We start from the raw sequence: 26,006 nt of genomic DNA, 5'->3' as shown, positions 1-26,006 counted from the left end.
TCAGGATTAGCATGATTAACTTAAAAATTCAGGAAAGACATAAAGGTAATCGTAATGAATCAAGGGCTTATACTTCTTTTCATGCAAATGCTTTTCAGCTTTTGAATGACTATACGCCGCTTTACCAATTCCTATGATTGTGCCCTGTTCATTCCGGATTCTTAATAGATCACCTTTTTCAAAACTTTCAGAGAATTCTAGAACACCCGCCAATAACAAACTACTTGCTTTATTCGAACACAAGGCATCAAACGCGCCCTGATTCACAACCACTTCAGACTTAGCAAACCCTTCGGAAAAGGCAATCCATTGCTTCACTGCTGGATACCCTTCACCGGCTTTAAAATGAGTATGCACAACTGATTCGCAGTTTTTTAATAAACCTGTTATAATGCCGTCTTTGGTGCCATTGGCAATATGCACATTTATGCCCGACATAGCCGACTTTTGAGCCACACGACATTTAGTCAACATACCCCCTCGGCCAAAATCCGATTTCGCAGTCGTTATAAACTGCTCCAAATCTTTTTCCTCTGCACTGATTTCTGGTATCACACGCGCCTCCTTATCGTTCGGATGACCATTATAGATACCGTCGACGTTAGATAGAATCAGTAAACCCTGACAGCTCATCATAGAGGCCATCATTCCGCTCAACTCATCATTATCGGTGAACATAAGCGCCGTAACCGAAACAGCATCGTTTTCATTAACAATGGGTAAAACATTGTTATCCCACAAGGCATGCACACAGTTTTTCATATTCAGGTAATGCTCACGCGTACTGAAATCCTGCTTTGTCACCAAAACCTGAGCAATTTGGATATCGTGCAAGTCAAACAATTGAGCATACAAGTTCATCAGCTTCACCTGACCTACTGAAGAGAGCAATTGCCGTTGCGAAACCCGATCCGTTCTTTTATCTGGCACAACCAGGCCACGAGCCGATGCCACTGCTCCTGATGAGACCAGTACAATCTTCTTACCTTCTTTGTGCAGGCGCGCCATCTGCATCACCAATTCATTGATACGACTTTTGTTTAAGCCTCCTTCTGAATTAGCCAACACATTAGAACCAATTTTGATACAAACCTTATCGTACATAGGCGCTTACTTACCGTTTTCAATCTTATTAAACGATGTCAGCAGACCTTTGATAAGCGATGAGCTAAAGCCCTGGTGCTCCATCTCGTTAAGTCCCGAAATGGTAACACCGCGTGGTGTTGTCACTTTATCAATTTCGTCTTCAGGATGCGTTCCCTTCTGAATCAACAAATCAGCAGCTCCCTTGATGGTTTGAGCCGAAATTTGCAAAGCCAGCTTCGAGCCGAAACCAATCTCTATCCCTCCTTGAGTAGCAGCACGAATAAATCGCATGGCATAAGCAATTCCGCATGCTGCCAAAACGGTAGAAGCCGCCATCAGCTCCTCCGGAATAATTATAGCCTCGCCCATCTGCGAAAACAACTCAACCACCAGCGCCTCCTGTTCCTCTGAAGCATTAAAAGCTGATATACACGTCATTGACTCGCCTATTTCAATGGCCGTATTTGGCATGGCCCTAAAAATTGGCAACTGAACTGAGCTATATGACTGAATTTGCTCCGACGAGATACCTGTCGCTAAAGAAACAAGAATAGTATTCTCATTTAACTCTGGTGAGATTTCGCGCACAATAGCCTCTAATTGATAGGGCTTTACACCTAACAAGACAATATCAGCTCCACGTGTTGCTGCACAATTATCTTTTGTTACAACAACACCTTTTTCTTTTAAATCAGCTAATAAAGACGTTCGTCTTCTTGTAATTGTAATCTGCGAAGCTCGCAACAGGTTATTAGACAATAATCCTTTTGCTATGGCAGTTCCCAAGTTACCGCCACCAATTATAGCCACTTTATCAACTTTCATGCTGTCAATTTTTGAGTTGTCCTCATGTCAACTTATAAGAAAAACAATGTTTGAACTTATAAACTTACACAAAAACAGTCAAAAATCCCGCAGAAAGTCTATTTTGTCTCTTCGCCTGGAACTTCTACCTCAACATGCCCCCAGTTTTCACCCGATTTAATACGGTATAATTGCATTTCACTAATACCAAATTCTCGGGCTATTAGCTTCAATCGTGTTTTGCGATTCGGATCATTAATCTTCATTTTCAATCGCATCACCTGGGTCGCAGTAAGTTTATGACCTTGTTGTGTCTTTCGTCCTTTTTGTTTCTCTCTGGCCTCTAAAACAGAAGGGTTTTTTTGCTGATGCTCAAACATATCCTTTTTATCGGCCCACCGAAGGTTTTCAATAAAATTATTTGATTTGTTGTAATCGAGATGGATTACATATTCCTGGTCGGGTGAAGCTTTAGGAAGAAACAGTTCAGCTACCAACTTATGAACATAGAAGGTTTTTGACTTTCCAAAAGGTCGCAAAGGCAAGGTTGGATACCCTCTTAATTTGCCACCCCGAATATAATCCCCTTCTTCAATCTTATCAGTAAAACTAATAATTCTACCATAGCTCGAAATCGCATACCTTTTCTTTAAAGCACCTTTTTCAAACTCTAGCTCTTTCCATTCTTCATTCCAGTACGATCTTACCATTTTAGCTACATATTAACCACTATCAACAGCAGCCTCAAGACTAGCAATAAACAAGTCTATATGGCTCTTATTGAGAGTCATTGGAGGCAATAACCTCATTGTACATGTGCCGGAAACGCCGGTAAAAATATAATTTTTTAACAATAACTCCTTCCTTATTAGTGCTATTTTTTCATTTTTTTCAATAGCCACCATTAACCCAACTCCTCTAACCTCTTTAATATTAGGCATTACAGAGAGTTTTTCAGAAAGGTAATTTCCACTTTTAATTACATTCTCCAACAAGCTTTCTTCTTTAATTATCTCTAATACGGCCAAACCAGCTGCACATGCCAGGTAATTTCCTCCAAAAGTGGTTCCCAACATTCCCTTTTCAGCTTTAATCTCAGGAGATATCAATACGCCCCCAATCGGAAAGCCATTACCCATACCTTTTGCCATGGTGACTATATCAGGTTGAATATCTGAATACTGAAATGCAAAAAACTTTCCACTACGCCCATATCCCGACTGTATTTCATCAAGAATAAGAAGTGTACCATACTTCTTACATATCTGCTGTAGCTGGCTGAGAAATGCTGATGATGGTATGTGTATACCACCAATCCCCTGGATACCTTCAATAATAACAGCCGCCACATCATTTGTCGACAAAGCTTTTTCAACCGCGTCGGTATCTTCCCACGGGACTATCTCAATATCGTGATTGGCATTAAAAGGCGCTACAATCTTTTGGTTATCGGTAATGGCCACCGCGCCAGAAGTACGTCCGTGAAAACCTCGTTCAAACGCCACAATCTTTTTCCTTCCGGTATGAAATGAGGCTAATTTTAAGGCATTTTCGTTGGCCTCGGCACCTGAGTTACACAGAAACAGTTGATAATCGTCCATTTCGCTTAGCTCGCCCAACTTACCGGCCAGTTCTTGCTGCATCGGGTTTTGCACCGAATTACTATAAAAGCCAATGTTTTTTAACTGCGAACTAATGCGATCGACATAATGTGGATGACTATGACCTACTGAGATAACGGCATGCCCTCCATATAAATCAAGGTATTTATTCCCTTGATCATCCCACACATAACAGTCTTTCGCTTTAACAGGCGTTATATCGAAAAGTGAATATACATCGAATAAATTCATTGAAAATATCTTTAAGAAGTGAGTAGTTAAACCACGCTAGTCATCGCGGAAGCATTGAGACTGACATACTCAAAAAAAAAAAAAATAGGATGAAGCACCACAGGCCGAAACCTGTGGTACTCAAAGCAGTTGATCTTCATACAAAGAAGAATGAACACCTAAAATTTAAACCAAATAACCTGCGCTTAATAACGTTCTAGAAAGCCACAGGCTTAAGCTGAAGACCTTCTGCTTCATCCAAACCAAATAAAAGATTCATATTTTGAACAGCCTGACCAGATGCCCCTTTGAGCAAATTATCGATCACACTGACAATATGTAGTTTTGTTCCATGTTTTTTGACATAAACCAGTGCTTTGTTGGTGTTAACCACCTGCTTGATATCGGGGTTTTTATCAACCACAAATACAAACCGATGCTCGCTGTAATACTTTTCAAATAATACTTTAGCATCCTCTTCAGATAAGTCGCAATTTAAATAAACCGATGCCAAAATACCGCGCGAATAATTACCGCGCATCGGCACAAAGTTGATATCCTGATTAAAGGCCGGCTGCAACTGTAACATCGACTCACCTATTTCTCCCAGATGCTGATGTTCAAAAGACTTATACACCGAAGCATTATTATTCCGCCAACTAAAATGAGTAGTTGATGTACATGCTTGTCCGGCTCCCGTTGAACCAGTAACAGCATGGATGTGTACTTCATTTAGCTGCCCGGCTTTAGCCAACGGCAACAAAGCCAATTGAATCGCCGTGGCAAAACATCCCGGATTGGCTATCTTATCGCTTTGTTGAATCCGTTCGATATTCAACTCAGGCAAACCATAAACAAAGCCCTCTGCAGCATCTTTCAAACGATAATCATTACTCAGGTCGATAATTTTCCCTTTGAATGAAGCAGGAATCTTTTCCACAAAGCTGCGCGAACGCCCATGCCCCATACACAAAAACAAAACATCAACCGAATAATCCACATCACTGGCAAAGCTCAAAACAGTATCACCAACCAAATCGCTATGTATATCGGTTATGGGCAGACCAGCCTGGCTTGTACTCTGGACAAAAGCAATTGAAGCTTTTGGATGATTCAAAAGAATCCGAATCAACTCACCAGCTGTATAACCAGCCCCGCCTATAATTCCAACTTTAATCATCGCTATCCTTTATGTCGAGTTGTCCCTTGTTAACCGCATTAAATATTTTCATTGGCGTTGCCATAATGGTTGTAAAACCTTCCACATCACTGGCAGTCCAGGCTTTATTCATTTCGCCATATTCACCAAAAGCACTGCTCATTAAATCGTGCTCCGATTCAATACCAACCACTTCAAAACGATAAGGCTTTAAGGTGATAATGACCTTACCAGTTACGTTTTTCTGTGAGCTTTCGAGGAATTCCTCAATATCGCGCATCACCGGCTCCAAATATTGCGACTCATGCAAAAACATACCGTACCAATTGGATAACTGCTCTTTCCAGTGCATCTGCCATTTGGTTAGTACATGCTTTTCCAATACATGATGTGCCTTTATAATTAATAACGGAGCAGCCGCCTCAAATCCCACACGGCCTTTGATGCCAATAATGGTATCGCCCACGTGCATATCACGTCCGATGGCATAAGCACCTCCCAACTCTTCAATCTTCTGAATCGCTTTAATTGGGTCATCATACACTTCGTTATTAACGGTTGCCAATTCGCCTTTTACAAAACCTAGCTCCAATGTCTCTTCATCCTCGTTCTGCAACTGACTTGGATAAGCTTCATTGGGAAGTGTTTGATTTGATGTCAGTGTTTCTTTGCCACCTACACTGGTGCCCCACAAACCTTTATTGATGGAGTATTCCATCTTGGTCCAATCACGAACCACACCACGTTCCTTCAGGTAATTAATCTCTTCTTCGCGCGACAGTTTTAAATCACGTATCGGAGCAATCACTTGAATATCGGGCGCTAACACCTGAAATGTTAAATCAAAACGAATTTGGTCATTTCCTGCTCCGGTACTACCGTGCGCAATGTATTTAGCACCTATTGAACGGGCATAATCAACAATAGCTAAAGCCTGAAAAATTCTTTCCGAACTTACGGAAAGCGGATAGGTATTATTTTTTAAAACATTACCATAAATCATATAACGAATGCAGCGTCGGTAGTAGCGCTCTGTTACATCAAGGGTTGCATGCTTGGCAACACCTAATTCATAAGCTTTTGTTTCAATGTCGTTTAGCTCATCATTGCTAAACCCTCCAGTATTGGCAATGGCCGAGTAAATATCCAGATTTTTCTCTTCTGCCAAGTACTTCACACAAAACGAAGTATCTAATCCTCCACTGTACGCTAAAACTACCTTTTCCTTCATCATTATATATTTATCAAATGTCTAATGCACTTCTATTGTTCCGCCATGTAGAACACCCCCATTTAAAAAGGGATAATATCAACCTGAGACAAGCCCAAGTATTTTCTTTAAAATAGAGCTGTTATGCTTTTCAGAGTTCTGCCAATTTTGTTATCTGATCCTTTTACCACATTCTTTAACCTGGACAGCACTTTAACTGACTTTTTCTCGACACCATTCTTTTGTCGGGCCGGATCGAACAACATACCAGTGCACAAGCAGTGCTTTCTTTCGGTACGCACCAAAATATCATAGTTAACACAACTCTGACATCCTTTCCAAAATTGTTCGTCATCGGTTAACTCCGAGAAAGTTACTGGTCGATAGCCTAAATCTGAATTTATTTTCATGACAGCTAAGCCTGTTGTTAAACCAAATATCTTTGCCTCCGGAAATTTCTTACGCGACAATTCAAAAGCTTTGGTTTTAATCGCTTTGGCCAATCCATGCCCTCTGAACTTGTCGGCCACAATTAAACCTGAGTTCGCCACAAATTTATCATGTCCCCAGGTCTCGATGTAACAAAACCCGGCAAACTCTTTGTCATGCAGAGCCAATATCGCCTTCCCCTCTTCAATCTTCATTTGAAGATATTCCGGACTACGCTTGGCTATACCCGTCCCACGCACCTTTGCTGCATCAGCAATGGTATTCAACACCACATCTACATAGCTCAGATGTTCTTTAGTTGCGACAAATATGTTAAACTTACTCATATCTAATAGTTATTAGTCAGCAGGTAGTAGTCAGAAGTGATTTACAATCCGCACTTACCGCCCATCTATATCTCATTAATTTTACCTCAGCTTTCATCTATACTATTGTAACTACTGATTTAAAACTAACAAGCTCTTTTTTTACAATGTCTTTTCTTTAAGACCTGGCATAAACAATGAAAGAGCATTAATGACATCCGACTTAGAAACACCTTCGCGACTGATTAACAATATGGTGTCATCACCAGCGATGGTCCCCAATATTTCATATGGCCCATGACTATCAATTACCGAGGCAATGCCATTGGCGAATCCGGGACGTGTTTTCATAATAGCCAGATGACCCGAAAACTCAATTGATTCCACTCCACTTACCGGAAACTCTTCATGATTAGCAGGTTCATCCTGTTTTTGCGCCGATTCAGGAACTACATATTTATAGCCTGTTTCGGCATCGGGCACTTTTGCCACTTTTAAGTATTTTAAATCACGCGACAATGTGGCCTGCGTAATTTTATAACCTTCTGCTTCAAGCAACACCACCAACTCCTCCTGTGAACTCACTTTTTTAGAACTGATAATTTGCTTAATAGCGATTAATCGTTGTGCTTTAATTTTCATTTGGTTCTTCTTCTTTGTTGAATGTATATTTATACATCCACGTTGCAAATTTATTCATTAATTATTAATTTCAAAGCTGTTTTTTGCAAAAAATATGTATTTTTGCACGACAATAATTTATAAAACGCATAAAACAGCAGTCAACGGGTGACTAATTCTGGTCTGTACATACGCTTATCTGACTACACTCTACAAGGGGTATCCCCACTGTTTTTCATTCTTTTTTACCTCATCCAAATCACACTCCCGCACATTAACAGCGCGAGCGTATCAGCATGCATAAAAATGAATGATTTTGTAGAAAAAACAAGTAACAAATGTCAGTTTGCATTAAATAACTGCATAATTATAGACAAAAGATGTTAAAAAAATCAGCTGTTTTAGCCATTATGAAGTTGTTTATTGTCTTAGATGTTTGGAACTTGCTGATTCGTTTGAGCAAGTTTTATTGTGAGAAAAAGAAAATAATATAAATAAATTAATATGAAGAAGAACGTCAAAAAGGTAGTAGTTCTGGGTTCAGGTGCACTGAAGATTGGTGAAGCGGGCGAGTTTGATTACTCGGGCTCTCAAGCACTAAAAGCGCTGAAGGAAGAAGGCATTGAAACAGTGTTAATCAACCCAAACATTGCAACGGTTCAAACATCGGAAGGCATCGCAGATAAAATTTATTATTTGCCGGTGACGCCTTACTTTGTTGAACAGGTGATTAAGAAAGAAAGTCCGGAAGGTATCCTTTTGGCGTTTGGAGGACAAACCGCATTGAACTGTGGTACCGCTTTATATGAAGCCGGCACATTGGCCAAGTACAATGTTGAGGTATTAGGAACACCAGTTCAGGCCATTATTAATACGGAAGACCGTGAGATTTTTGCCAACCAGCTGAAACAGATTGATGTTAAAACACCGGTTAGTATTGCCGTAACATCAGTTGAAGAAGCTGTTGAAGCATCCAAAGAAATTGGCTTCCCTATTATCGTTCGTGCTGCCTACACACTGGGAGGTATGGGCTCAGGGTTCTGTCATTCGACTGAAGAACTGATTGCCCGCGCCGAAAATGCCTTCTCTTATTCGAACCAGATATTGGTTGAGGAATCGCTGAAAGGATGGAAAGAGGTAGAGTATGAAGTAGTGCGCGATGCTTACAACAACTGCATCACGGTTTGTAACATGGAAAACTTCGACCCGCTTGGTATTCACACTGGTGAGTCAATTGTTGTGGCACCATCGCAAACCTTATCCAATGCCGAATATCATAAGTTGCGTGAGCTGGCCATCAAAATCATCCGCCACATTGGTATTGTAGGTGAATGTAATGTACAGTATGCGCTTGACCCTTACTCTGAAGACTATCGTGTGATTGAGGTGAATGCCCGTTTGTCACGTTCTTCAGCTCTGGCATCGAAAGCAACCGGTTATCCACTGGCTTTTATTGCTGCCAAACTGGGATTGGGCTATAGCCTGCACGAGTTGAAAAACTCGGTAACCAAAACAACCACCGCCTTCTTTGAGCCGGCCTTAGACTATATCGTGTGTAAGATTCCACGTTGGGATTTAGGCAAGTTTAGCGGTGTGTCTAAAGAGATTGGTTCCAGCATGAAGTCCGTAGGCGAGATTATGTCCATCGGTCGTAATTTTGAAGAAGCCATCCAGAAAGGTTTGCGTATGGTTGGACAAGGCATGCACGGATTCGTTGCTAACCAGCCTTTCTCTAAAGATGTAAAAAAGGAGCTGGAAGAGCCAACCGACCAACGTATATTCGCCATTGCACAAGCATTTGAAGAAGGCGCTTCGGTGGATGAGATCCATGAGTTGACGCGCATTGACAAGTGGTTCCTTGAGAAACTGAAGAATATATCGGACCATGCTGATGTGTTGAAAAAGCATGATGCCATAGATAAACTACCGGAAGAGGCTTTACTGGATGCCAAGAAGATGGGCTTCTCCGATTTCCAGGTAGCTCGTTTAGTGCTTAACTCGGAGAACATGGAAGAAGGCTTATTGAAAGTACGCGACTTCCGTAAAGCCAATGGCATAACACCTGTGGTGAAGCAGATTGATACCATGGCGGGTGAGTTCCCGGCACAAATCAACTACCTGTATCTGACTTATAGTGGTGCCACACACGATATCGACTACGAAAAAGATGGGAAGTCAGTTATTGTGCTGGGTTCTGGAGCCTACCGCATTGGTTCATCGGTTGAGTTTGACTGGTGTAGCGTTAATGCACTGAACACCATCAACAAGCAAGAGAATCACCGCTCGGTAATGATTAACTACAACCCCGAAACGGTGAGTACCGACTACGACATGTGCGATCGTCTGTACTTCGATGAGTTAACACAAGAGCGCGTATTAGATATTATCGACCTGGAAGCACCTAAAGGTGTGATTGTGTCGGTGGGAGGTCAGATACCGAATAACCTGGCCATGAAACTGCACCGCCAGCAAGTGCCTATTTTAGGAACTTCACCCGAAGATATTGACCGTGCCGAGAACCGGCAGAAATTCTCAAGCCTGTTGGATGAACTGGGTGTTGACCAGCCACGCTGGAGCGAGCTAACATCCATCGAAGACATCTTCACTTTTGTGGATGAAGTAGGCTTCCCGGTATTGGTTCGTCCGTCATACGTACTGTCAGGTGCTGCCATGAACGTGGTATCGAACAAAGACGAGCTGGAGCACTTCTTAACCTTAGCCGCCAATGTTTCTAAAGAATTCCCGGTTGTGGTATCGGAATTCATCGAGCAGGCCAAAGAGATTGAAGTAGATGCCGTGGCCAACAATGGCGAAGTGGTGGGTTATGCCATCAGTGAGCACATTGAGTTTGCCGGTGTTCACTCGGGTGATGCCACCATCGTATTTCCACCGCAGAAATTATACGTAGAGACAATTCGTCGCGTGAAGAAAATTGCCCGCCAGATTGCTAAAGGACTAAATATTACCGGTCCATTTAACATGCAGCTACTGGCTAAAGATAACGACATCAAAGTGATTGAGTGTAACCTGCGTGCCTCGCGTAGTTTCCCATTTGTATCGAAAGTATTAAAAGTGAACTTAATTGATTTGGCCACCCGCGCCATGCTTGGCTTGCCAGTTGAGAAGTTAACCAAGAGTTCTTTCGAGTTGGATTACGTGGGTATTAAAGCGCCTCAGTTCTCATTTGCCCGATTGGCCAAGGCCGACCCTGTACTGGGGGTAGACATGTCATCGACCGGTGAGGTAGGATGTATTGGCGATAGTTATTACGATGCGGTGCTTCAGTCGATGTTGTCAGTTGGTTACCGTGTGCCTGAGAAGAATATCCTGATATCGTCGGGTCCGGCACGCTCGAAACTGGAATTGTTACAAAGCGCACGTATGCTGAAAGAGCGTGGCTATAACTTATTTGCCACTGGAGGTACGCATAAGTTCTTCGCCGAAAACGGTGTGGAAACCACCTTGCTGTACTGGCCAAATGAAAATCAGCAACCAAACACAGTTGATTACATTCGCGAGAAGAAGATTGACCTGGTGATTAACATCCCGAAAAACCTGAGTAAGGATGAGCTTAAGAATGGTTATTCTATTCGTCGTGATGCCATTGACTTTAATATTCCGTTGATTACCAACGCGCGCCTGGCAAGTGCTTTTATCTATTCGTTCTGCAAGCTCGATATGGATAAAATCAGTATCAAGCACTGGGATGAGTATAAGTAAGACAGAAGACGGAGGTCGGAAGACAGTAGTCAAAAGTGATTGGCAGCTTGAATAGAGGTCAATAGATCATTAGGTCGATAGGCCATTAAATATAGAGCCCTACATCGGATGATGTGGGGCTTTTTAAATTTTAACACAGAGGCACGGAGGCGCAGAGTTTCTTTATATAACGTTAATCAATGCTTCCCTGGGGAAGCTGTCTGAAAGACTGAAGGGGAGCTTTAAGTCCAAAGTAATTTGTCCGTAGCCCCGTATATCATGCTGACGCCTTTGTACAGCCTGCTATCAGCATTACATTACACGCTATTGTTATTACATATACGGCTGACGGTGTTACATACGACGCTAACGAGCTTGCACACCATGCTGTCATACTTACACATTGCGCTGACGGTATTACATACACTGCTGTTAAGCTTACATACTTCGCTATTGACGTTACATAGGCTGCTGTCATCATTACATATTCCTCTGTTGGTCTTACATACGCCACTAACAAGCTTGTACATCAGGCTGCATGGCTTACATATGATGCTGACGACTTTACATACACCGCTAATTGTCTTACATATGCCACTGATATGCTTACACATCACCCTATTAGACAAACAAAATCAATTTCTAATCGCATCTTATAATATATATTGTTAATACCCTAAAGCCAAATTGGACCCCACACATCAAGTTATACAGTTTGTTTACATAAACAATTGATACGTTCGTCACAACTAAGGAATATTAGCTACAAAAAACATGTTACGTTTTCGCATTTCTGCAATTAACTAATGAGTTCTCATTAGTGAGGCTCTCATAACAATTAAACTTAATTAACTATGAATGCGATTCAACGCAACCGATTGGCCATGTTCATGGCCGTTAAAAATGTGTTTGGCACTTATCCTGCCGAATTGAGCCTGATTAAAGCCCTCGAAGGCTTTATCGTGAAATTTAATGAATTGATTGCCCAAATTGAAGCTGTTCACCAGATTCAGCAAGGCAACACCACCGGTGCCCGCCAGCTGAAGCTAAAGGAAGAAGCCGAGATGATTGAAGCCACCGTAAAACTGGCCGCTACCATGTATGTGTATGCCCAGGTAAATGACATGCCTGACTTACAAGCTAAATGTGCGGTGTCGGCCTCGCAGATGGAGCGTATGTCGGATCAAAAGGTAAAAGCCACCTGCCTGAATGTGTATCATGAAGCGATAACCTTGGGTGATGTATTAAGTGATTATGGACAGACGGTGGAAGATGTCACACAGCTGAAGAAAGAGATTGACGATTTCTCAGCAATTATTGCCTCACCACGCTCGGCTATTGTTACCCGCTCGCAGGCCACCAAAGAACTGGATTGCCTGATGCGTGAAGCCAACGACTTATTACGCGATAAAATAGATAAGTTGATGGAGTTGCTAAAAACCAAAGAGCCAAAGGTGTATAATACTTATCTGGCAGCACGTGTAATTGTTGATTTGCGTGCTGGTATCAAAGTGGTGGAAGAAGAGTAAGAAAAAGCTAGTAGTTTAAGGATGCGATCTTTATTGTCACAAGTAAAGTGGGCAATGAGTTCTCATACGCTGGCGCAGATTTGCACGTGCCTTTTAAGCTATTTCATAATGACAATACTTCACCATACAACAAAACCCAACTGCTCAGCACCTCTACCTGCAGTTGGGTTTTATTATGCAATGCTACGTTTAGCATTGTAGACAGTCAGATATGTTTATTTCTTAATTTCTACCAGCAAGAACGAACGTCCCTCAACCTTAACGGTTTCACCAGCCAGGGAAATAGTTCCTCCATTGATGATATTGGTTCCTTCTGTCGCTTCGCCAATTACCTCTGCTTTAAATGGCTCAATATTCACTTCTTTGGCCTCCGGGTTTTTATTCATCACTAACATCACCACTGATTGGTCGTCAAAGCGGAATAAAGTATATAAACCATTGGCATGATTAGGTGCAAAATGCTTTAAGCAGCCATTATGAACAGCGCTTGAGCCTTTGCGCCAATTTAAAAGTGTTTTGGTGAATTGCTGTGCCTCTTTTTGGTCGACTGTTAAGCCTTCACCGGTGAATGCATTGGCGGTATGGTCTGCCCAACCGCCTGGGTATTCGGCACGAATCTCGCCATGAGAATCTGAATTAGGATTGGTCATTAAAATTTCGGTACCATAATAAATTTGAGGAATGCCACGTGTTACAGCAATGTAAGCCATTCCCATTTTAAATAGATCAAAATCCTCGTTGATTTGTGTATAAAAGCGACTCATGTCGTGATTATCAGGAAAAATAACCAGTTGAGTAGGGTCGGCATACAAATGATCATTAGCCAACATACCATATAGCTTTGGCAGGCCTTGCCCCCAATGGCTGTCATCTTCATTTAAAGCCTTAACCAAGGCATCTTGCAATGGAAAATCGAACACACCAGGCATATACGACACATAACCATCGGCATTTACCTTATTTTTTTGCCAGTATGATACAATGGCCGGATTGGTGCTCCACTCTTCGCCAACGATATTGAAATTTGGATATTCCTCCATCACTCGGCGCGTCCATTCACTCATAAAACACTTATCTGGGTATGGATACGTATCCATGCGGATCCCATCCAAATCGGCATATTCGATCCACCAGATGGTATTGTAAATCAAATAATCGGCCATCAACTCATTGCGTTGATTTAAGTCGGGCATTGACTCTACAAACCAGCCATCAGCATGGTTACGCTTGTCATACTCCGACGCATAAGGATCCATATTGGTTTCGCGCAAATGTGTGGTTACCTGCCAGCCATCCTGAAAGTTTAACCAATCATCTGTTGGCAAGTCTTCCATCCACCAGTGGTGCGAACCACAGTGATTCATAATCATATCAATGACCAGCTTCATGCCCCGTTTCTTCAACTCCTTCGACAACTTTACATAATCTTCATTGGTTCCATGTCGCGCATCGGTTTTATAAAAATCAGTGATGGCATAACCATGATAAGAACCTTCAGGCATATCATTCTCCATCACCGGATTGAGCCACAATGTGGTATAACCCATATCTTCGATATAATCCAAACTCTGGATGATACCAGCCAAATCGCCACCATGACGACCAAAATCATCAGCTCGATCCAAACCCTCTTTCATGCCCGTTACCTCATCATTGGATGTATCTCCATTCACAAAACGGTCAGGTGTAATCAAATACATCACATCAGAAGTCGTATAACCCTGGCGCATGGCCGAATTTGCTTCGCGCTGCTTTAATTCGTAGTTATACTTCACCATGGTTATGTTTTTGCGCTTAAAGTTGATAGTGAATGAACCTGGTTTAGCTGTTTTATCAACCTTCAGGTATAAAAACAGGTAATTAGGCGACTTCACCTGAACCGTTCGCTCTAAACTCACACCATCATAATCGAGGCTAGGGCGTAACTCTGAAATATTTTCGCCATAAACTAATAACTGCAGGTTTTCATTTTCCATACCAGCCCACCAGAAAGCAGGCTCAAGGCGATCGATTTTATAAGCTGCTGAAGCTGTTAAGCTGGCAAAAATCAATAGCATCAATGATAAAAAAAGAGGCTTTTTCATTTGTTTGTTGTATTTAGTTATAATGATTATCCATTATTATTCAATAGTAATATTAACACAAAGAGATGAAGTCGCAGAATTAATATTATCTCCTATTTCTCTGTATTGTATTTTCACTGCAACAGCTCACTAATTTCTTTAGCTCAGCTTACAATGTCAAATGAATTTATAATTGACGCGACTGGCAAGTTTTAAGGACAAACAACAATGATTGAAGGACGAAAGGCAATTAGTTTTGGGGTTATGGGTTCTGAGTTTTGGCTTCTGGATTTTGGATTAGTATCTCATATAGAAAACAGGGAACTGAAAACTCGAAACCGCAAACCATCTGTCCTCTCAAACTGGTCGTTTGTCCATAAATAACCCTGTTCAAATAATAATTACCTAAATTGCCTTCAAAAGAGTTTTATGCGAATACTAAACAACAATAGCTTCATTGCCACTATTCTGAACAAGCGTTGGTTTCAGCACGTCAGCTATTGGGTATTGTTTGTTCTGTTTTTTGCTTTTGCCTGGGGCACACATGACGATAATTACATCAAAACCATTTCTGTTGAGCTGATTAACCTGCCTGTTAAAATAGCGCTGGTCTATGTAGTCATCTATTATTTATTTCCCCGATTTTTATACCAAGGGAAGATATGGCTTTTTATCGCACTCTTTCTCTCTGCTATCCTAATAGCTTCTGTTTTACAGCGCATTACTGATAACCTGATTATTGTTGACACCTTTTTTCCCGAGTGGACTAAAGAGCCAACATTAAATATTGTTCAGCTAATTCGTGGTGCGGTCAATATTAGTTCTGTATTAGCTATTCCAATGACTGTAAAGCTTATGGAATATTTATCGAATATACAGCAGCGAGAACAAGCATTGGCTAAAGATAAATTAGAAGCTGAGCTTAGCTTTTTAAAAAATCAGGTTCAGCCGCATTTCCTGTTTAATACACTTAACAGCTTATATTCACTCATTCTGAAAAGGTCGGATCAGTCACTTGAAGTTGTCTTGAAACTTTCTGATTTATTGCGCTACATGCTTTATGAGACTAACGCTGCACAAGTGCAGCTTCATAAAGAGCTTGAAAGTATTAAAAGTTATTTGGAGCTGGAGAAAATCCGCTATGGCAGCCGTGTTGAGCTTAGTTTAAATATTTGGGGCGAACAAAGGGGACAAACCATTGCGCCCATGTTGATTTTACCATTTTTAGAAAACAGTTTTAAACATAGCACACGCGGTTTTAATGGCCATGCCTGGATAACCATCGAAATAGGTATTAAAGAAAATGACTTTATTCTAAAAGTTGAAAATAGTGTGCCCGAAGAGATTATCGAATCGCCGACTGCAAGTGGCATTGGCTTGCAAAATGTTAAAAGACGACTTAATTTAATGTACCCCAATAATCATGATTTAAAAATTGAGTCGTCGGCTGACTCACACCAGGTTGTGCTTAAATTAAAATTAAAAGAACAAGTATGAAACCAGTCAATTGCCTCGTTGTTGATGATGAATCTTTAGCCGTTGATGTTCTTTCAGAATACATCAGCCGTCTGGATAATTTGCATCTGGTTGATACTTGCAACAATGCCGTTGAAGCCATACAAAAGCTAAATGATCACCAGGTTGATTTATTATTTCTTGATATACAAATGCCCGGGTTGACCGGATTACAACTAATACGTAACCTTTCTCATCGACCTGAAGTCATTTTTACTACTGCCTATTCTGAATATGCATTAGAAGGGTTTGAGCTTGAAGCCCTTGACTATCTAATTAAACCTATTTCGTTTGAACGTTTTATAAAGGCAGTCAACCGCTATTTTAAAAATCATCAACAAACCGAGATACCACAAAATAACTCAACCAACACCTTCATCGATGCTTTTATCTTTGTGAAATCGGATAAGATGATGGTAAAGGTTGTGCTCCAAGACATCACCCACATTGAAAGCCTGCGCAATTATGTTTCTATCTACTTAAGTGATGGCCGCGAAATAAAAACGATGAACACCATCAGTAATATTGAAGAGAAACTACCCGAAACTCACTTTCTACGCGTTCATCGCTCATACATTATTGCCATTGACAAAATTGAAAGCTATACAACCGGAAGCTTAAACATTACTGACCAGAACATACCCATTGGCCGCAACTACAAAGAACAGGTACTAAGTATACTGGAAAAGAAAAGCATCGAATAGATTTTGCTCCCTAACTGCCTATAACAAACTAGAAACTCAGAACCCGAAACGCCAATCTCAGAGGCTACCTACAACTTAATCTTTATATCCTTGCTGATTTTCTTAATTTCCTTACCCAGCTTTTTACTATTCTTTTCTACTTCCTTGCCAATCTTGCGCAAATCGTTTTTAAACTCATCCGTCCAAATGTGATGTTTAAATTCGGCCTGACCTTTCTTTACCAACTTTTTCACATCATCATATAAAACGCGTTCACCTCTCCGTAACTTCTCTCTACAATTAGCCGTTTCCACTTCTACTATGCCAGCTTCCACTTCTACATCCAATTCCTTCTCTGACGAACGAACATTAAAAGCCGTTCCTAACACTGTGATAACGCCATTTGGCGTATGTACTTCAAAAGGAACGTCACCTTTTTTCACTTTAAAAAATGCTTCTCCTTCCAATTGCACTTTCCTTGTTTCACCATCCATCACAAATTCAACTTCTGAGTTCTGATTTAAAATCATGGACGAGCCATCAGGAAATTCAAACAGCTTTGGTTCATCATTAGTTGAAACACGATTATTTGAACATCCGGTAACAAACAAAAAAATACAAGCCACAATAATGGCACAGGTCATCTGATATTTATTCATTATAAAATACATTTGGGTGTGAAACTATTTCATACGTTGTTTCTACCACTTTGTTTGTATTTCCTTTATTATTCCCTGTATTGTCTTTTTACCCCGAAGAATATCAGAGTATTACTAAGTTCGTAAGCGGCATTAAAAAGATAAGCTTTCAACAAGAGACAGTATTTTTTATCTTTGCTCCAAAATTTCAAACTTATGACACGAAAGGAGCTGACCCAGGTATTTGATGCATTTGATGACATGCACATCTTAATAATAGGTGACGTAATGGTCGACTCATACTTATGGGGTGATGTCAATCGTATTTCTCCAGAAGCTCCGGTATCTGTAATTGCTACTACAGGGCGCGAAAACAGACTTGGCGGAGCGGCAAATGTTGCGCTTAACATTCAATCATTGGGCGCCAAACCAATTTTATGCTCAGTCATTGCTGATGATGAAGCTGGTAACATATTTATGCAGCTATTGGACGATAACAAATTGCCAAAACAAGGCATCATATCAACCAAACAACGTAAGACAACGGTTAAAACCCGTATCATAAGTCAAAACCAGCATTTATTGCGCATTGATGAAGAACAAGATACGCCACTGGAAGCTATTCTTGAAAAAAAGCTACAAGCTCATATTGAAGATTTATTAAACACTTATAAAATTGATGCTATCATCTTTGAAGACTATGACAAAGGTGTTCTAACGCCTGATACCATTCAAAATACAATAGCTCTGGCCCAAAACAAAGGCATACCAACACTGGTAGATCCTAAAAAGCGTAACTTCCTTTGCTATAACGGGGTCACCTTCTTCAAACCCAACTTAAAAGAATTTAAAGAAGGGGCTAAAGTAGATGTTTCAGGCAATGACAAGCAAGGCTTGCTTGAAGCTGCGCAAACATTTGTTGCTGAGCATAGCATTCGCAACTTTATGGTAACCATGGCCGAAAAAGGAGTTATGATACTCAATTCAAAAACGCATCATTTCATTCCGGCGGAAATTAGAAATATTGCGGATGTATCAGGAGCTGGTGATACAGTGATAAGTGTCAGTGCCCTTTGTCTGGCTTCAGGACTTGACGAAAAATTTGTGGCGGGTATAGCCAACATGGCCGGCGGTTTGGTTTGTGAGCACCCAGGCGTTGTGCCTATTGATAAAAACGAGCTACTCGAGGACTGCTTTGTTAAACTTGCTCACTAAGAACAAAAAGATTTTGAAACATCAGCTATTTTTCTGCGTAGCTAGCCTATATATTTGAGAAAATTTTAACTTTGGCTTTCTAAAAATAATTAACCATTTTGTAGCCCTTAACTTCAATACTAAAAAACACCATAATATGGCGAAAATCATAGCACTGGCAAACCAAAAAGGAGGCGTTGGAAAGACCACTACAGCTATTAACCTGGCTGCAAGCTTAGCGGTTTTAGAATACAAGGTTCTAATCGTGGATGCAGATCCTCAGGCGAATGCAACCTCTGGACTTGGCTTTGATTTAAGAGAAGTTGAGAATAGTATCTACGAATGTATTATCGACGGAACGGATCCGAAAGAAGCCAGTCTTCAGACGGAGATTGAGCATCTTCACGTGCTACCTTCACACATCGACTTAGTGGGTGCCGAAATTGAAATGCTCAACCTACCAGACAGAGAAAAAGTATTAAGCAAAGTATTAGAGCAGGTACGCGATCAGTATGACTTCATTTTGATTGACTGTTCTCCATCTCTTGGTTTGATTACCGTTAATGCACTAACAGCTGCCGATTCTGTCATTATCCCTGTACAGTGTGAGTACTTTGCATTAGAAGGTCTTGGAAAGCTGCTGAATACAATAAAAATTATCCAAAGCCGTTTGAATCCTGAATTGGAAATTGAAGGTTTCTTACTAACCATGTTCGATTCGCGCCTCAACCTATCAAACCAGGTGGTAGAGGAAGTGCAGCGCCATTTTCAGGATATGGTATTCGAAACATTGGTATCGCGTAATATTAAACTGAGTGAAGCTCCTAGTTACGGTAAAGCAGTTGTTATGTACGATGCCACATCAAAAGGTGCAGTTAACTACCTTAACTTAGCACGCGAATTATTAAAGAAAAACAACCTGTCAGAAAAGAAATAATCTTTTTTGATGACGATTATATTGACTGAATAAACGAAACGATATTTAAACGATGGCAAGAAAGAACGCTTTAGGACGTGGATTGGGTGCATTAATTGAAAATGCTGATGAGGTAACTCAAAAAAGAGAAACGAAGCCAGCTGCATCAATTAACGAAATTGATATTGCAAAAATTGAGGTTAACCCCTGGCAGCCGCGTACCAAATTTGATCAGGAGCGTTTGAATGAGCTATCGGAATCGATTAAGCAAATTGGCATTGTTCAACCATTGACGCTTCGCAAGATTGGCCCCGACAAATACCAGTTGATTGCTGGTGAGCGTCGTTTCAGAGCGTCTAAACTGGCTGGTCTAACAAAAGTGCCGGCATATGTAAGAACAGCTGACGACGACACCATGCTGGAGATGGCTTTGGTTGAGAACATTCAACGCGAAGACCTTGACCCCATTGAAGTCGCCATCAGTTACCAGCGCCTGATCGAAGAATGTAACCTAACACAGGAAAGCATGTCGGAGCGGGTTGGTAAGAAACGCTCAACCATTGCTAACTACCTTCGTTTATTAAAACTACCGGCCGAAGTACAATTGGGCCTTGTTGAAAAACAAATTGGCATGGGTCATGCGCGTGCCATCATTAGCGTTGAAGACCCACAAGCTCAATTAATGATATTTGACGAAACTGTTAAAAACGACCTGTCTGTTCGTAAAGTGGAACAGATGGTGCGCGACCTGAATAATGGTGACGACAAGAAAAAACCTTCCAAATCGAAAAAAAATCTACCTGAAGAGTACGAGGCATTGAAATCTCAGTTGTCTACGTTCTTTAGAACGAATATCCAATTCTCACGTGCAGATGACGGAAAAGGAAAAATTGTTATTCCGTTTGGCTCTGATGATGACTTGGAAAAAATTATAAGCATTCTGGATAAAGCAAAATAATAGCTTTTTATTTGCTTGAAATAGATAAGATTTGACCACAACAAAACAATATCATAAATGGCTGTGGTGTTTAGTAGTGTTTTTGAGTTTCTCGTATGCACTTCAAGCACAAAAGACAGATACTTTTGTTTCTCAAGGCGATACCGCCATCATGCAAGGTGTAATTGTTGAAACACCTGTTATTGAGAAAAAACATTCACCGCATAAAGCCTCGTTTTATGCGGCTATTCTTCCGGGTTTAGGACAGGCCTACAATAAAAAGTACTGGAAAATTCCAATTCTGTATGCAGGTATTGCCGGTGTGGCTTATGCCATTGATTTTAACTCAACGTATTATAAGAAATACAAATCGGCCTATCGTGATTTTATCATTCGTGACCCTGGCAACAAAAGCTACATGGAATTTATTCCTCCCAGCTTGACAGAAGAACAAATTTATGGCGAATATGAACAATGGTTCGAAGAAGCTTTAAGTAGCAAGAAGCAATATTACCGCCGTTATCGCGATTTGAGTTACATTGGTATGATTGGTATTTATGTGATTCAAATTGTTGATGCTGCTGTAGATGCACATTTTTATAATTTCGATATTAGTGATGATTTATCAATGGGTGTTCAGCCATCCATGATGCCTCCTATTCCGGGAGATTTTGCAGGCGTTGGCCTTCAATTGAAACTTAAATTTTAGTGATTTATGCAAAAGGTGAAAGAGCTGGTCGTTTTGACCTGTATGGTTGTTGTTGGATTTGTTGCAAACGCACAAAGTGATATTGATTCGAACCCTGAAATTGATACGCCTCCATATCTTGAAGAATGTTTAGATAGCCTGGTTAATCAATGGTATATTAAAAAGGCAGCTAGCAATTTAGTACCCGATTCAATTCCATTGAATACCACAATCAGTAAACTGCCTGATTCAGTTTATATCAAACGCATTGAAGCCATTAGTTCTCCAATGCCCTATACTTTTAATTCCATTGTCAGAGGACATATCGAATTATATACCATCCGTCGTCGTGAGCTGGTGCAAAACATGTTAGGATTATCAGAATACTATTTCCCCATGTTTGAGCAAGAGCTTGATGCACGTCAGATGCCTTTAGAGCTGAAGTATTTACCAATCATTGAATCGGCGCTTAACCCAAGAGCTTATTCAAGAGCTGGAGCATCGGGCTTATGGCAGTTTATGTATTACACGGGTAAGCAATACGGCTTAACCATCAATTCATATGTCGATGAGCGTCGCGACCCATACAAATCAACCGTGGCTGCCATTGACTTTTTAGATGATTTATATGCCATCTACAAAGATTGGTTTTTGGTGATTGCCGCCTACAATTGCGGCCCTGGTAATGTTAATAAAGCCATTCGTCGTTCTGGTGGTCATCGCGATTTCTGGAAAATATACTATCATCTGCCACGCGAAACACGTGGTTATGTTCCGGCTTTTATTGCGGCTACCTACACCTTTATGTACGCCAAAGAGCATAATTTATACGCCAATCCTAACAGTCTTCCGATTGTGACAGATACCATTGCTATTAATAAACCATTACATTTCAAACAGGTAGCTGAGAAACTGAATGTAAAAGTGGATTATTTGAGAAGCCTGAACCCACAATATCGTAAAGACTTAATTCCGGCCGGCACTAACTACGCCTTACGTTTAGCCATCAACGATGCCTCTAACTTTGCCGCAATTGAAGACAGTATTTATGCCTACAAACGCGACACTTATTTTGTCAATGGCAAATCAACCGTTAAACCGCAATACACGGCTTATACACCTGATACACCTAAAAACAAAGCAACAGTCTATTACACGGTTAAATCGGGTGATGCAGTTGGCCTCATTGCCGACTGGTACGATGTTAGAACTTCAGATTTAAGATATTGGAACAACATACGTCGCAATATGATTCGCGTAGGTCAAAAACTGCGCGTTTATGTGCCAAAAGACAAAACAGAGTACTACAGTCGCATTAACGACATGTCATATGCCGATAAACAAAGGCTGAGTAGCAAAACTGTTACTTCGAATAGTGCGTCTGCCCCTAAAAAGAATGAGCCAATCGATTCAAATTACGAATATTACACCGTGCGCTCGGGTGATAACCTTTGGACCATTGCTAAGAAATATCCGGGTATCTCCAATAAAAATATTATGGACTTAAACGGACTCAATGGGTCATCAAAACTTTGGGTTGGTCAAAAACTTAAAATTCGACCTAAATCATAGTTAAGCAAAAAGAACTAAGCAAGGGGTGAGTATTTCGAATGAATATTCACCCCTTGTTCCATATATTGATGATAATTGTTTATTTTACAAGAAATCCCAATAATCTATGAACCAGCAGCTTCGTATATTCCTCTATTTCATTCTGATAATGGGAGGAGCTGTTGTTTTAATGCTGTTGGTACCTTTCCCTTATCATCCTGGTAATTGGCAACTAAACATTTCCAGCATCGAAGAAGAACAAGACATCGATAGCACAACCATTACTCAAACTATCTTTATCGATACGATAACTGCTCCACCAAAAGCACTTCGCAAAGACACAGTTATTACAAAAGCGCATCTAAGTTGTCCCACCTTGTTTCTTGAACAACTAGAAACATTCCATCAACAGCTAGTAAAAAGTACGAAAGACAAACGTAATCTCAGAATCCTTCATTATGGCGATTCTCAGATTGAAGGCGATCGCATCACGGCTTACATTCGCGAGGCTTTTCAGAATCGTTTTGGGGGCAGTGGTCCCGGCTTAACAACCATTTATGATCCACAACGCATTAATCCATCTGTTTGGCTCGATAGTAAAGGCGACTGGAAGATACACAGTGCTTTTAACCGTAAATACCACTTAAGCAATAGAGCCTATGGCTTAATGGGACAAACTGCATCGTTGGAAGCCAAATCTGAAGGTGCATTTAAAATCAGTGCCTCTCGCTGGGCCGAAAAACATGCATCGCATTACCAAAAAGTTCGTCTTTTTATTGCACCGCACACCGACACCCTTGTGATAAAAGGTCAAATTAAAAACACAGAGGTGATCAATGATGCTTTAGCTCCTTCAAAGAACCTGACAGAAATTAACTGGGAGTTCGAACAGTTATCGCCCACATTACAGTTTGAATTATCCAGTAAGGCAAGAGTGCATATTTTAGGTTGTGCTTTAGATAGTATTGCCGGTATATCGGTTGATAACATTGCCATGCGTGGTCAGAGCACACCGCTATTACATCGAACTGATGCAGACTTATTTGCTGCCATGGGCGAGCACCTGGAGATTGGCATGATAATCTTCCAGTTTGGAACTAATATTGTTCCAACAGTAGCACCCAACTATCACTTCTACAAAGTACAAATGGCCAAGCAGTTTGACTTGCTCAAAAAATACCTGCCCGAAGTACCGGTTATTATTGTTGGCGTTGCCGATGCGGCACATTTCAACAATGGCCAGCTGGAATCGCATCAACACCTGTCGCGTATTCGCGATGCCCAAAAAGCTATTGCCCTGGAAAATAATTTTGCCTTCTTTGATTTATATGAAGCCATGGGCGGTAGTGGTTCCATCATCAAGTGGAGCGAAAATGAACCGCCGCTAGCTTTAACAGACTATATTCATTTTACGCGATTAGGTGGCAAGAAAGCAGCTAATTATCTGACCAAAGCACTGTGGCAACACTTTGATAATTTCGCAGATGCCGATACTTGTTTATTAACTCAAAAACCTCAACCATGGAAGAGTTATTAATAAAAGTATTTGGTCAATCCGACTTATTTTTGTTTACCCACGTGGCATTTTGGGTATTTTTCGGTGCTATTCTGTTTTTTAATGTAATACTTCAGAACGTGCGTCCGTTGCGCATTGCCTTTCTGTTTTTTGCCAGTTTGTTTTTCTACTATAAAACCGGAGGATACTTTTTTAGTTTGCTGATTCTTTCCACGATTGTGGATTACAGCATTGGCTTGGCCATTTATAGCACAAAAACCAAGCTAAAACGAAAACTCCTGCTGAGCTTAAGCATTATAATCAACCTTTCGGTCCTGGCATATTTTAAATACACTTATTTCCTGACCGACCTCATCGCATATATTACTTCCACCCCCATTAACACAGTTGATTATCTGGCCAATGCATCCAACGAAGTTTTTGGGACATCGTTTAGTATTGACAAAATAACTCTGCCGGTGGGCATCTCTTTTTTCACCTTTCAAACCATTAGCTACAGTGTTGATGTGTATCGAAAAGAGTTGAAACCCGTTAAAAACATTATCGACTTTGGGTTTTATGTGTCCTTCTTCCCCCAGTTGATTGCCGGGCCAATAGTACGCGCCAAGCAGTTTATTCCGCAGATTTATAAACGCCTTGTTCTGTCTGATAAATGGATATGGTGGGCCGCTTTGTTAATTGTTGGTGGCCTGTTTAAGAAAATGGTCATTTCCGATTTCCTGTCCGTCAATTTTGTGGATCGCATTTTTGAACACCCTATTTCCTATTCGGGCTTTGAAATCATCAGCGCCATTTATGCCTATACACTTCAGATATATTGCGACTTCTCTGGCTATACCGACATTGCCCTTGGTGTAGCATTATTACTTGGCTTCAGGCTTCCCAAAAACTTCAATCATCCTTATAAAGCCACTTCGTTAAGTGATTTCTGGCGGCGATGGCACATCAGTCTTTCCTCTTGGTTACGCGACTATTTATATATTCCCCTGGGTGGTAACCGCAAAGGACGAGTCAGAACCTTGTTCAACCTGATGATAACTATGCTATTGGGTGGATTATGGCATGGTGCAGCCCTAAAGTTTATTATATGGGGAGCTTTACATGGATTAGGCTTAATGATTAATCACTCCATCAATCGCGTCATTAAAAAGAACACCAGATTTATTAAAAGCATTGGCTGGTTTATAACTTTCCATTTTGTGGTATTAACATGGATTGTCTTCCGCGTCGATTCTATACAAAACGTACAAATTATCTTCGACAGGATGCGTCGGGCATTTATGCCATACGATATCATTGACATAATCAATTCAATGCCCTATACTTTTGCGTTAATACTGATTGGTTTCACCATCCACTGGCTTCCAGATAAATTCCGAAGCAGAATAAAACTTCGCTTTGTTAAAGCTCCTGTCTTGATTAAAATCACTCTGCTCTCTCTTGCATTTTACATTATCTATTCGCTTCATCAAAGCACTCTGCTACCTTTTATCTATTTCCGTTTTTAAAGGTCTTATAAACAACCACATGACACTTAGCAGAAATAATAACCCAATTATCAAAAGTCATTTGTTATGCTAATGCTAAAACGGTATATTTATCAGGTAATA

21 protein-coding genes are annotated in these 26,006 nt (G+C 40.7%); 11 read left to right on the top strand and 10 right to left on the bottom strand.

What is annotated here, in order from left to right:
- Window positions 1-15 precede the first annotated feature (15 nt).
- The 8 genes from proB to argR form a co-directional block, all read right to left on the bottom strand.
- A complete protein-coding gene (gene proB / locus J1N10_RS02630; RefSeq protein ID WP_262325124.1) occupies window positions 16-1,104 on the bottom strand; it encodes a glutamate 5-kinase in 1,089 nt (362 codons plus the stop codon).
- A 6-nt stretch (window positions 1,105-1,110) separates the two neighbouring features.
- Window positions 1,111-1,911, bottom strand: a complete 801-nt coding sequence (proC, locus tag J1N10_RS02625) for a pyrroline-5-carboxylate reductase (RefSeq protein ID WP_262325123.1) — start codon at window positions 1,909-1,911, stop codon at window positions 1,111-1,113.
- Between the two features lie 98 nt (window positions 1,912-2,009).
- Window positions 2,010-2,600: an HNH endonuclease signature motif containing protein gene (locus tag J1N10_RS02620; RefSeq protein ID WP_262325122.1), complete on the bottom strand. Its 591-nt coding sequence runs from the start codon at window positions 2,598-2,600 to the stop codon at window positions 2,010-2,012.
- 12 nt (window positions 2,601-2,612) lie between these two features.
- A complete protein-coding gene (locus tag J1N10_RS02615) occupies window positions 2,613-3,743 on the bottom strand; it encodes an aspartate aminotransferase family protein (protein WP_262325121.1) in 1,131 nt (376 codons plus the stop codon).
- 196 nt (window positions 3,744-3,939) lie between these two features.
- Window positions 3,940-4,902 (bottom strand): N-acetyl-gamma-glutamyl-phosphate reductase, encoded by a 963-nt coding sequence (argC, locus tag J1N10_RS02610; RefSeq protein ID WP_262325120.1) that lies wholly within the window; start codon window positions 4,900-4,902, stop codon window positions 3,940-3,942.
- Window positions 4,895-6,115 carry an argininosuccinate synthase gene (locus tag J1N10_RS02605; RefSeq protein WP_262325119.1) on the bottom strand — a complete coding sequence of 407 codons (1,221 nt, stop codon included), beginning with the start codon at window positions 6,113-6,115 and terminating at the stop codon, window positions 4,895-4,897. Before J1N10_RS02605 ends, argC begins: the two co-directional genes overlap by 8 nt.
- Window positions 6,116-6,219: 104 nt before the next feature.
- On the bottom strand, window positions 6,220-6,867 hold the full coding sequence (locus tag J1N10_RS02600; protein ID WP_262325118.1) for a GNAT family N-acetyltransferase: 648 nt from the start codon (window positions 6,865-6,867) through the stop codon (window positions 6,220-6,222).
- 141 nt (window positions 6,868-7,008) lie between these two features.
- Window positions 7,009-7,488 carry an arginine repressor gene (argR, locus tag J1N10_RS02595; protein WP_262325117.1) on the bottom strand — a complete coding sequence of 160 codons (480 nt, stop codon included), beginning with the start codon at window positions 7,486-7,488 and terminating at the stop codon, window positions 7,009-7,011.
- Between the two features lie 483 nt (window positions 7,489-7,971).
- On the opposite strand from argR, the gene carB reads away from it, so the two are divergent.
- Together carB and J1N10_RS02585 are read left to right on the top strand one after the other, a co-directional pair.
- Entirely contained in the window at window positions 7,972-11,187 is a 3,216-nt protein-coding gene (carB, locus tag J1N10_RS02590; protein ID WP_262325116.1) for a carbamoyl-phosphate synthase (glutamine-hydrolyzing) large subunit, read from the top strand.
- An 833-nt stretch (window positions 11,188-12,020) separates the two neighbouring features.
- The gene (locus J1N10_RS02585; protein WP_262325115.1) at window positions 12,021-12,695 is read left to right on the top strand and encodes a hypothetical protein; all 675 of its coding nucleotides are present in this window, start codon (window positions 12,021-12,023) and stop codon (window positions 12,693-12,695) included.
- Between the two features lie 215 nt (window positions 12,696-12,910).
- Here the strand turns inward: J1N10_RS02585 and J1N10_RS02580 are convergent, their stop codons facing one another.
- Complete coding sequence (locus J1N10_RS02580) at window positions 12,911-14,779, bottom strand: glycoside hydrolase family 13 protein (RefSeq protein ID WP_262325114.1); 1,869 nt, start codon at window positions 14,777-14,779, stop codon at window positions 12,911-12,913.
- Between the two features lie 408 nt (window positions 14,780-15,187).
- On the opposite strand from J1N10_RS02580, the gene J1N10_RS02575 reads away from it, so the two are divergent.
- Together J1N10_RS02575 and J1N10_RS02570 are read left to right on the top strand one after the other, a co-directional pair.
- Complete coding sequence (locus tag J1N10_RS02575; RefSeq protein WP_262325113.1) at window positions 15,188-16,255, top strand: sensor histidine kinase; 1,068 nt, start codon at window positions 15,188-15,190, stop codon at window positions 16,253-16,255.
- Window positions 16,252-16,977 carry a LytR/AlgR family response regulator transcription factor gene (locus J1N10_RS02570; protein WP_262325112.1) on the top strand — a complete coding sequence of 242 codons (726 nt, stop codon included), beginning with the start codon at window positions 16,252-16,254 and terminating at the stop codon, window positions 16,975-16,977. The genes J1N10_RS02575 and J1N10_RS02570 overlap by 4 nt, the downstream gene beginning before the upstream one ends.
- Before the next feature lie 68 nt (window positions 16,978-17,045).
- Here J1N10_RS02570 and J1N10_RS02565 read toward each other — a convergent pair whose 3' ends face one another.
- Entirely contained in the window at window positions 17,046-17,615 is a 570-nt protein-coding gene (locus J1N10_RS02565; RefSeq protein WP_262325111.1) for a FecR family protein, read from the bottom strand.
- 195 nt (window positions 17,616-17,810) lie between these two features.
- Between J1N10_RS02565 and J1N10_RS02560 the strand changes: the two genes are divergently transcribed.
- From J1N10_RS02560 to J1N10_RS02530, 7 genes are all read left to right on the top strand, one after another.
- Window positions 17,811-18,809, top strand: a complete 999-nt coding sequence (locus J1N10_RS02560; RefSeq protein ID WP_262325110.1) for a bifunctional heptose 7-phosphate kinase/heptose 1-phosphate adenyltransferase — start codon at window positions 17,811-17,813, stop codon at window positions 18,807-18,809.
- Window positions 18,810-18,945: 136 nt separating this feature from the next.
- On the top strand, window positions 18,946-19,725 hold the full coding sequence (locus tag J1N10_RS02555; protein ID WP_262325109.1) for a ParA family protein: 780 nt from the start codon (window positions 18,946-18,948) through the stop codon (window positions 19,723-19,725).
- A 52-nt stretch (window positions 19,726-19,777) separates the two neighbouring features.
- Complete coding sequence (locus J1N10_RS02550) at window positions 19,778-20,662, top strand: ParB/RepB/Spo0J family partition protein (protein WP_262325108.1); 885 nt, start codon at window positions 19,778-19,780, stop codon at window positions 20,660-20,662.
- A 31-nt stretch (window positions 20,663-20,693) separates the two neighbouring features.
- Window positions 20,694-21,350 carry a DUF5683 domain-containing protein gene (locus J1N10_RS02545; RefSeq protein WP_262325107.1) on the top strand — a complete coding sequence of 219 codons (657 nt, stop codon included), beginning with the start codon at window positions 20,694-20,696 and terminating at the stop codon, window positions 21,348-21,350.
- Between the two features lie 6 nt (window positions 21,351-21,356).
- Window positions 21,357-22,901, top strand: a complete 1,545-nt coding sequence (locus J1N10_RS02540; protein ID WP_262325106.1) for a lytic transglycosylase domain-containing protein — start codon at window positions 21,357-21,359, stop codon at window positions 22,899-22,901.
- Between the two features lie 106 nt (window positions 22,902-23,007).
- Window positions 23,008-24,417 carry an SGNH/GDSL hydrolase family protein gene (locus J1N10_RS02535; RefSeq protein WP_262325105.1) on the top strand — a complete coding sequence of 470 codons (1,410 nt, stop codon included), beginning with the start codon at window positions 23,008-23,010 and terminating at the stop codon, window positions 24,415-24,417.
- Window positions 24,402-25,904 carry an MBOAT family O-acyltransferase gene (locus J1N10_RS02530; protein ID WP_262325104.1) on the top strand — a complete coding sequence of 501 codons (1,503 nt, stop codon included), beginning with the start codon at window positions 24,402-24,404 and terminating at the stop codon, window positions 25,902-25,904. Before J1N10_RS02535 ends, J1N10_RS02530 begins: the two co-directional genes overlap by 16 nt.
- Window positions 25,905-26,006: the final 102 nt, after the last annotated feature.

Source organism: Carboxylicivirga litoralis, from assembly GCF_025499605.1.
Taxonomy (GTDB): domain Bacteria; phylum Bacteroidota; class Bacteroidia; order Bacteroidales; family Marinilabiliaceae; genus Carboxylicivirga; species Carboxylicivirga litoralis.
This window is presented reverse-complemented; position numbering and strand designations above follow the sequence as displayed.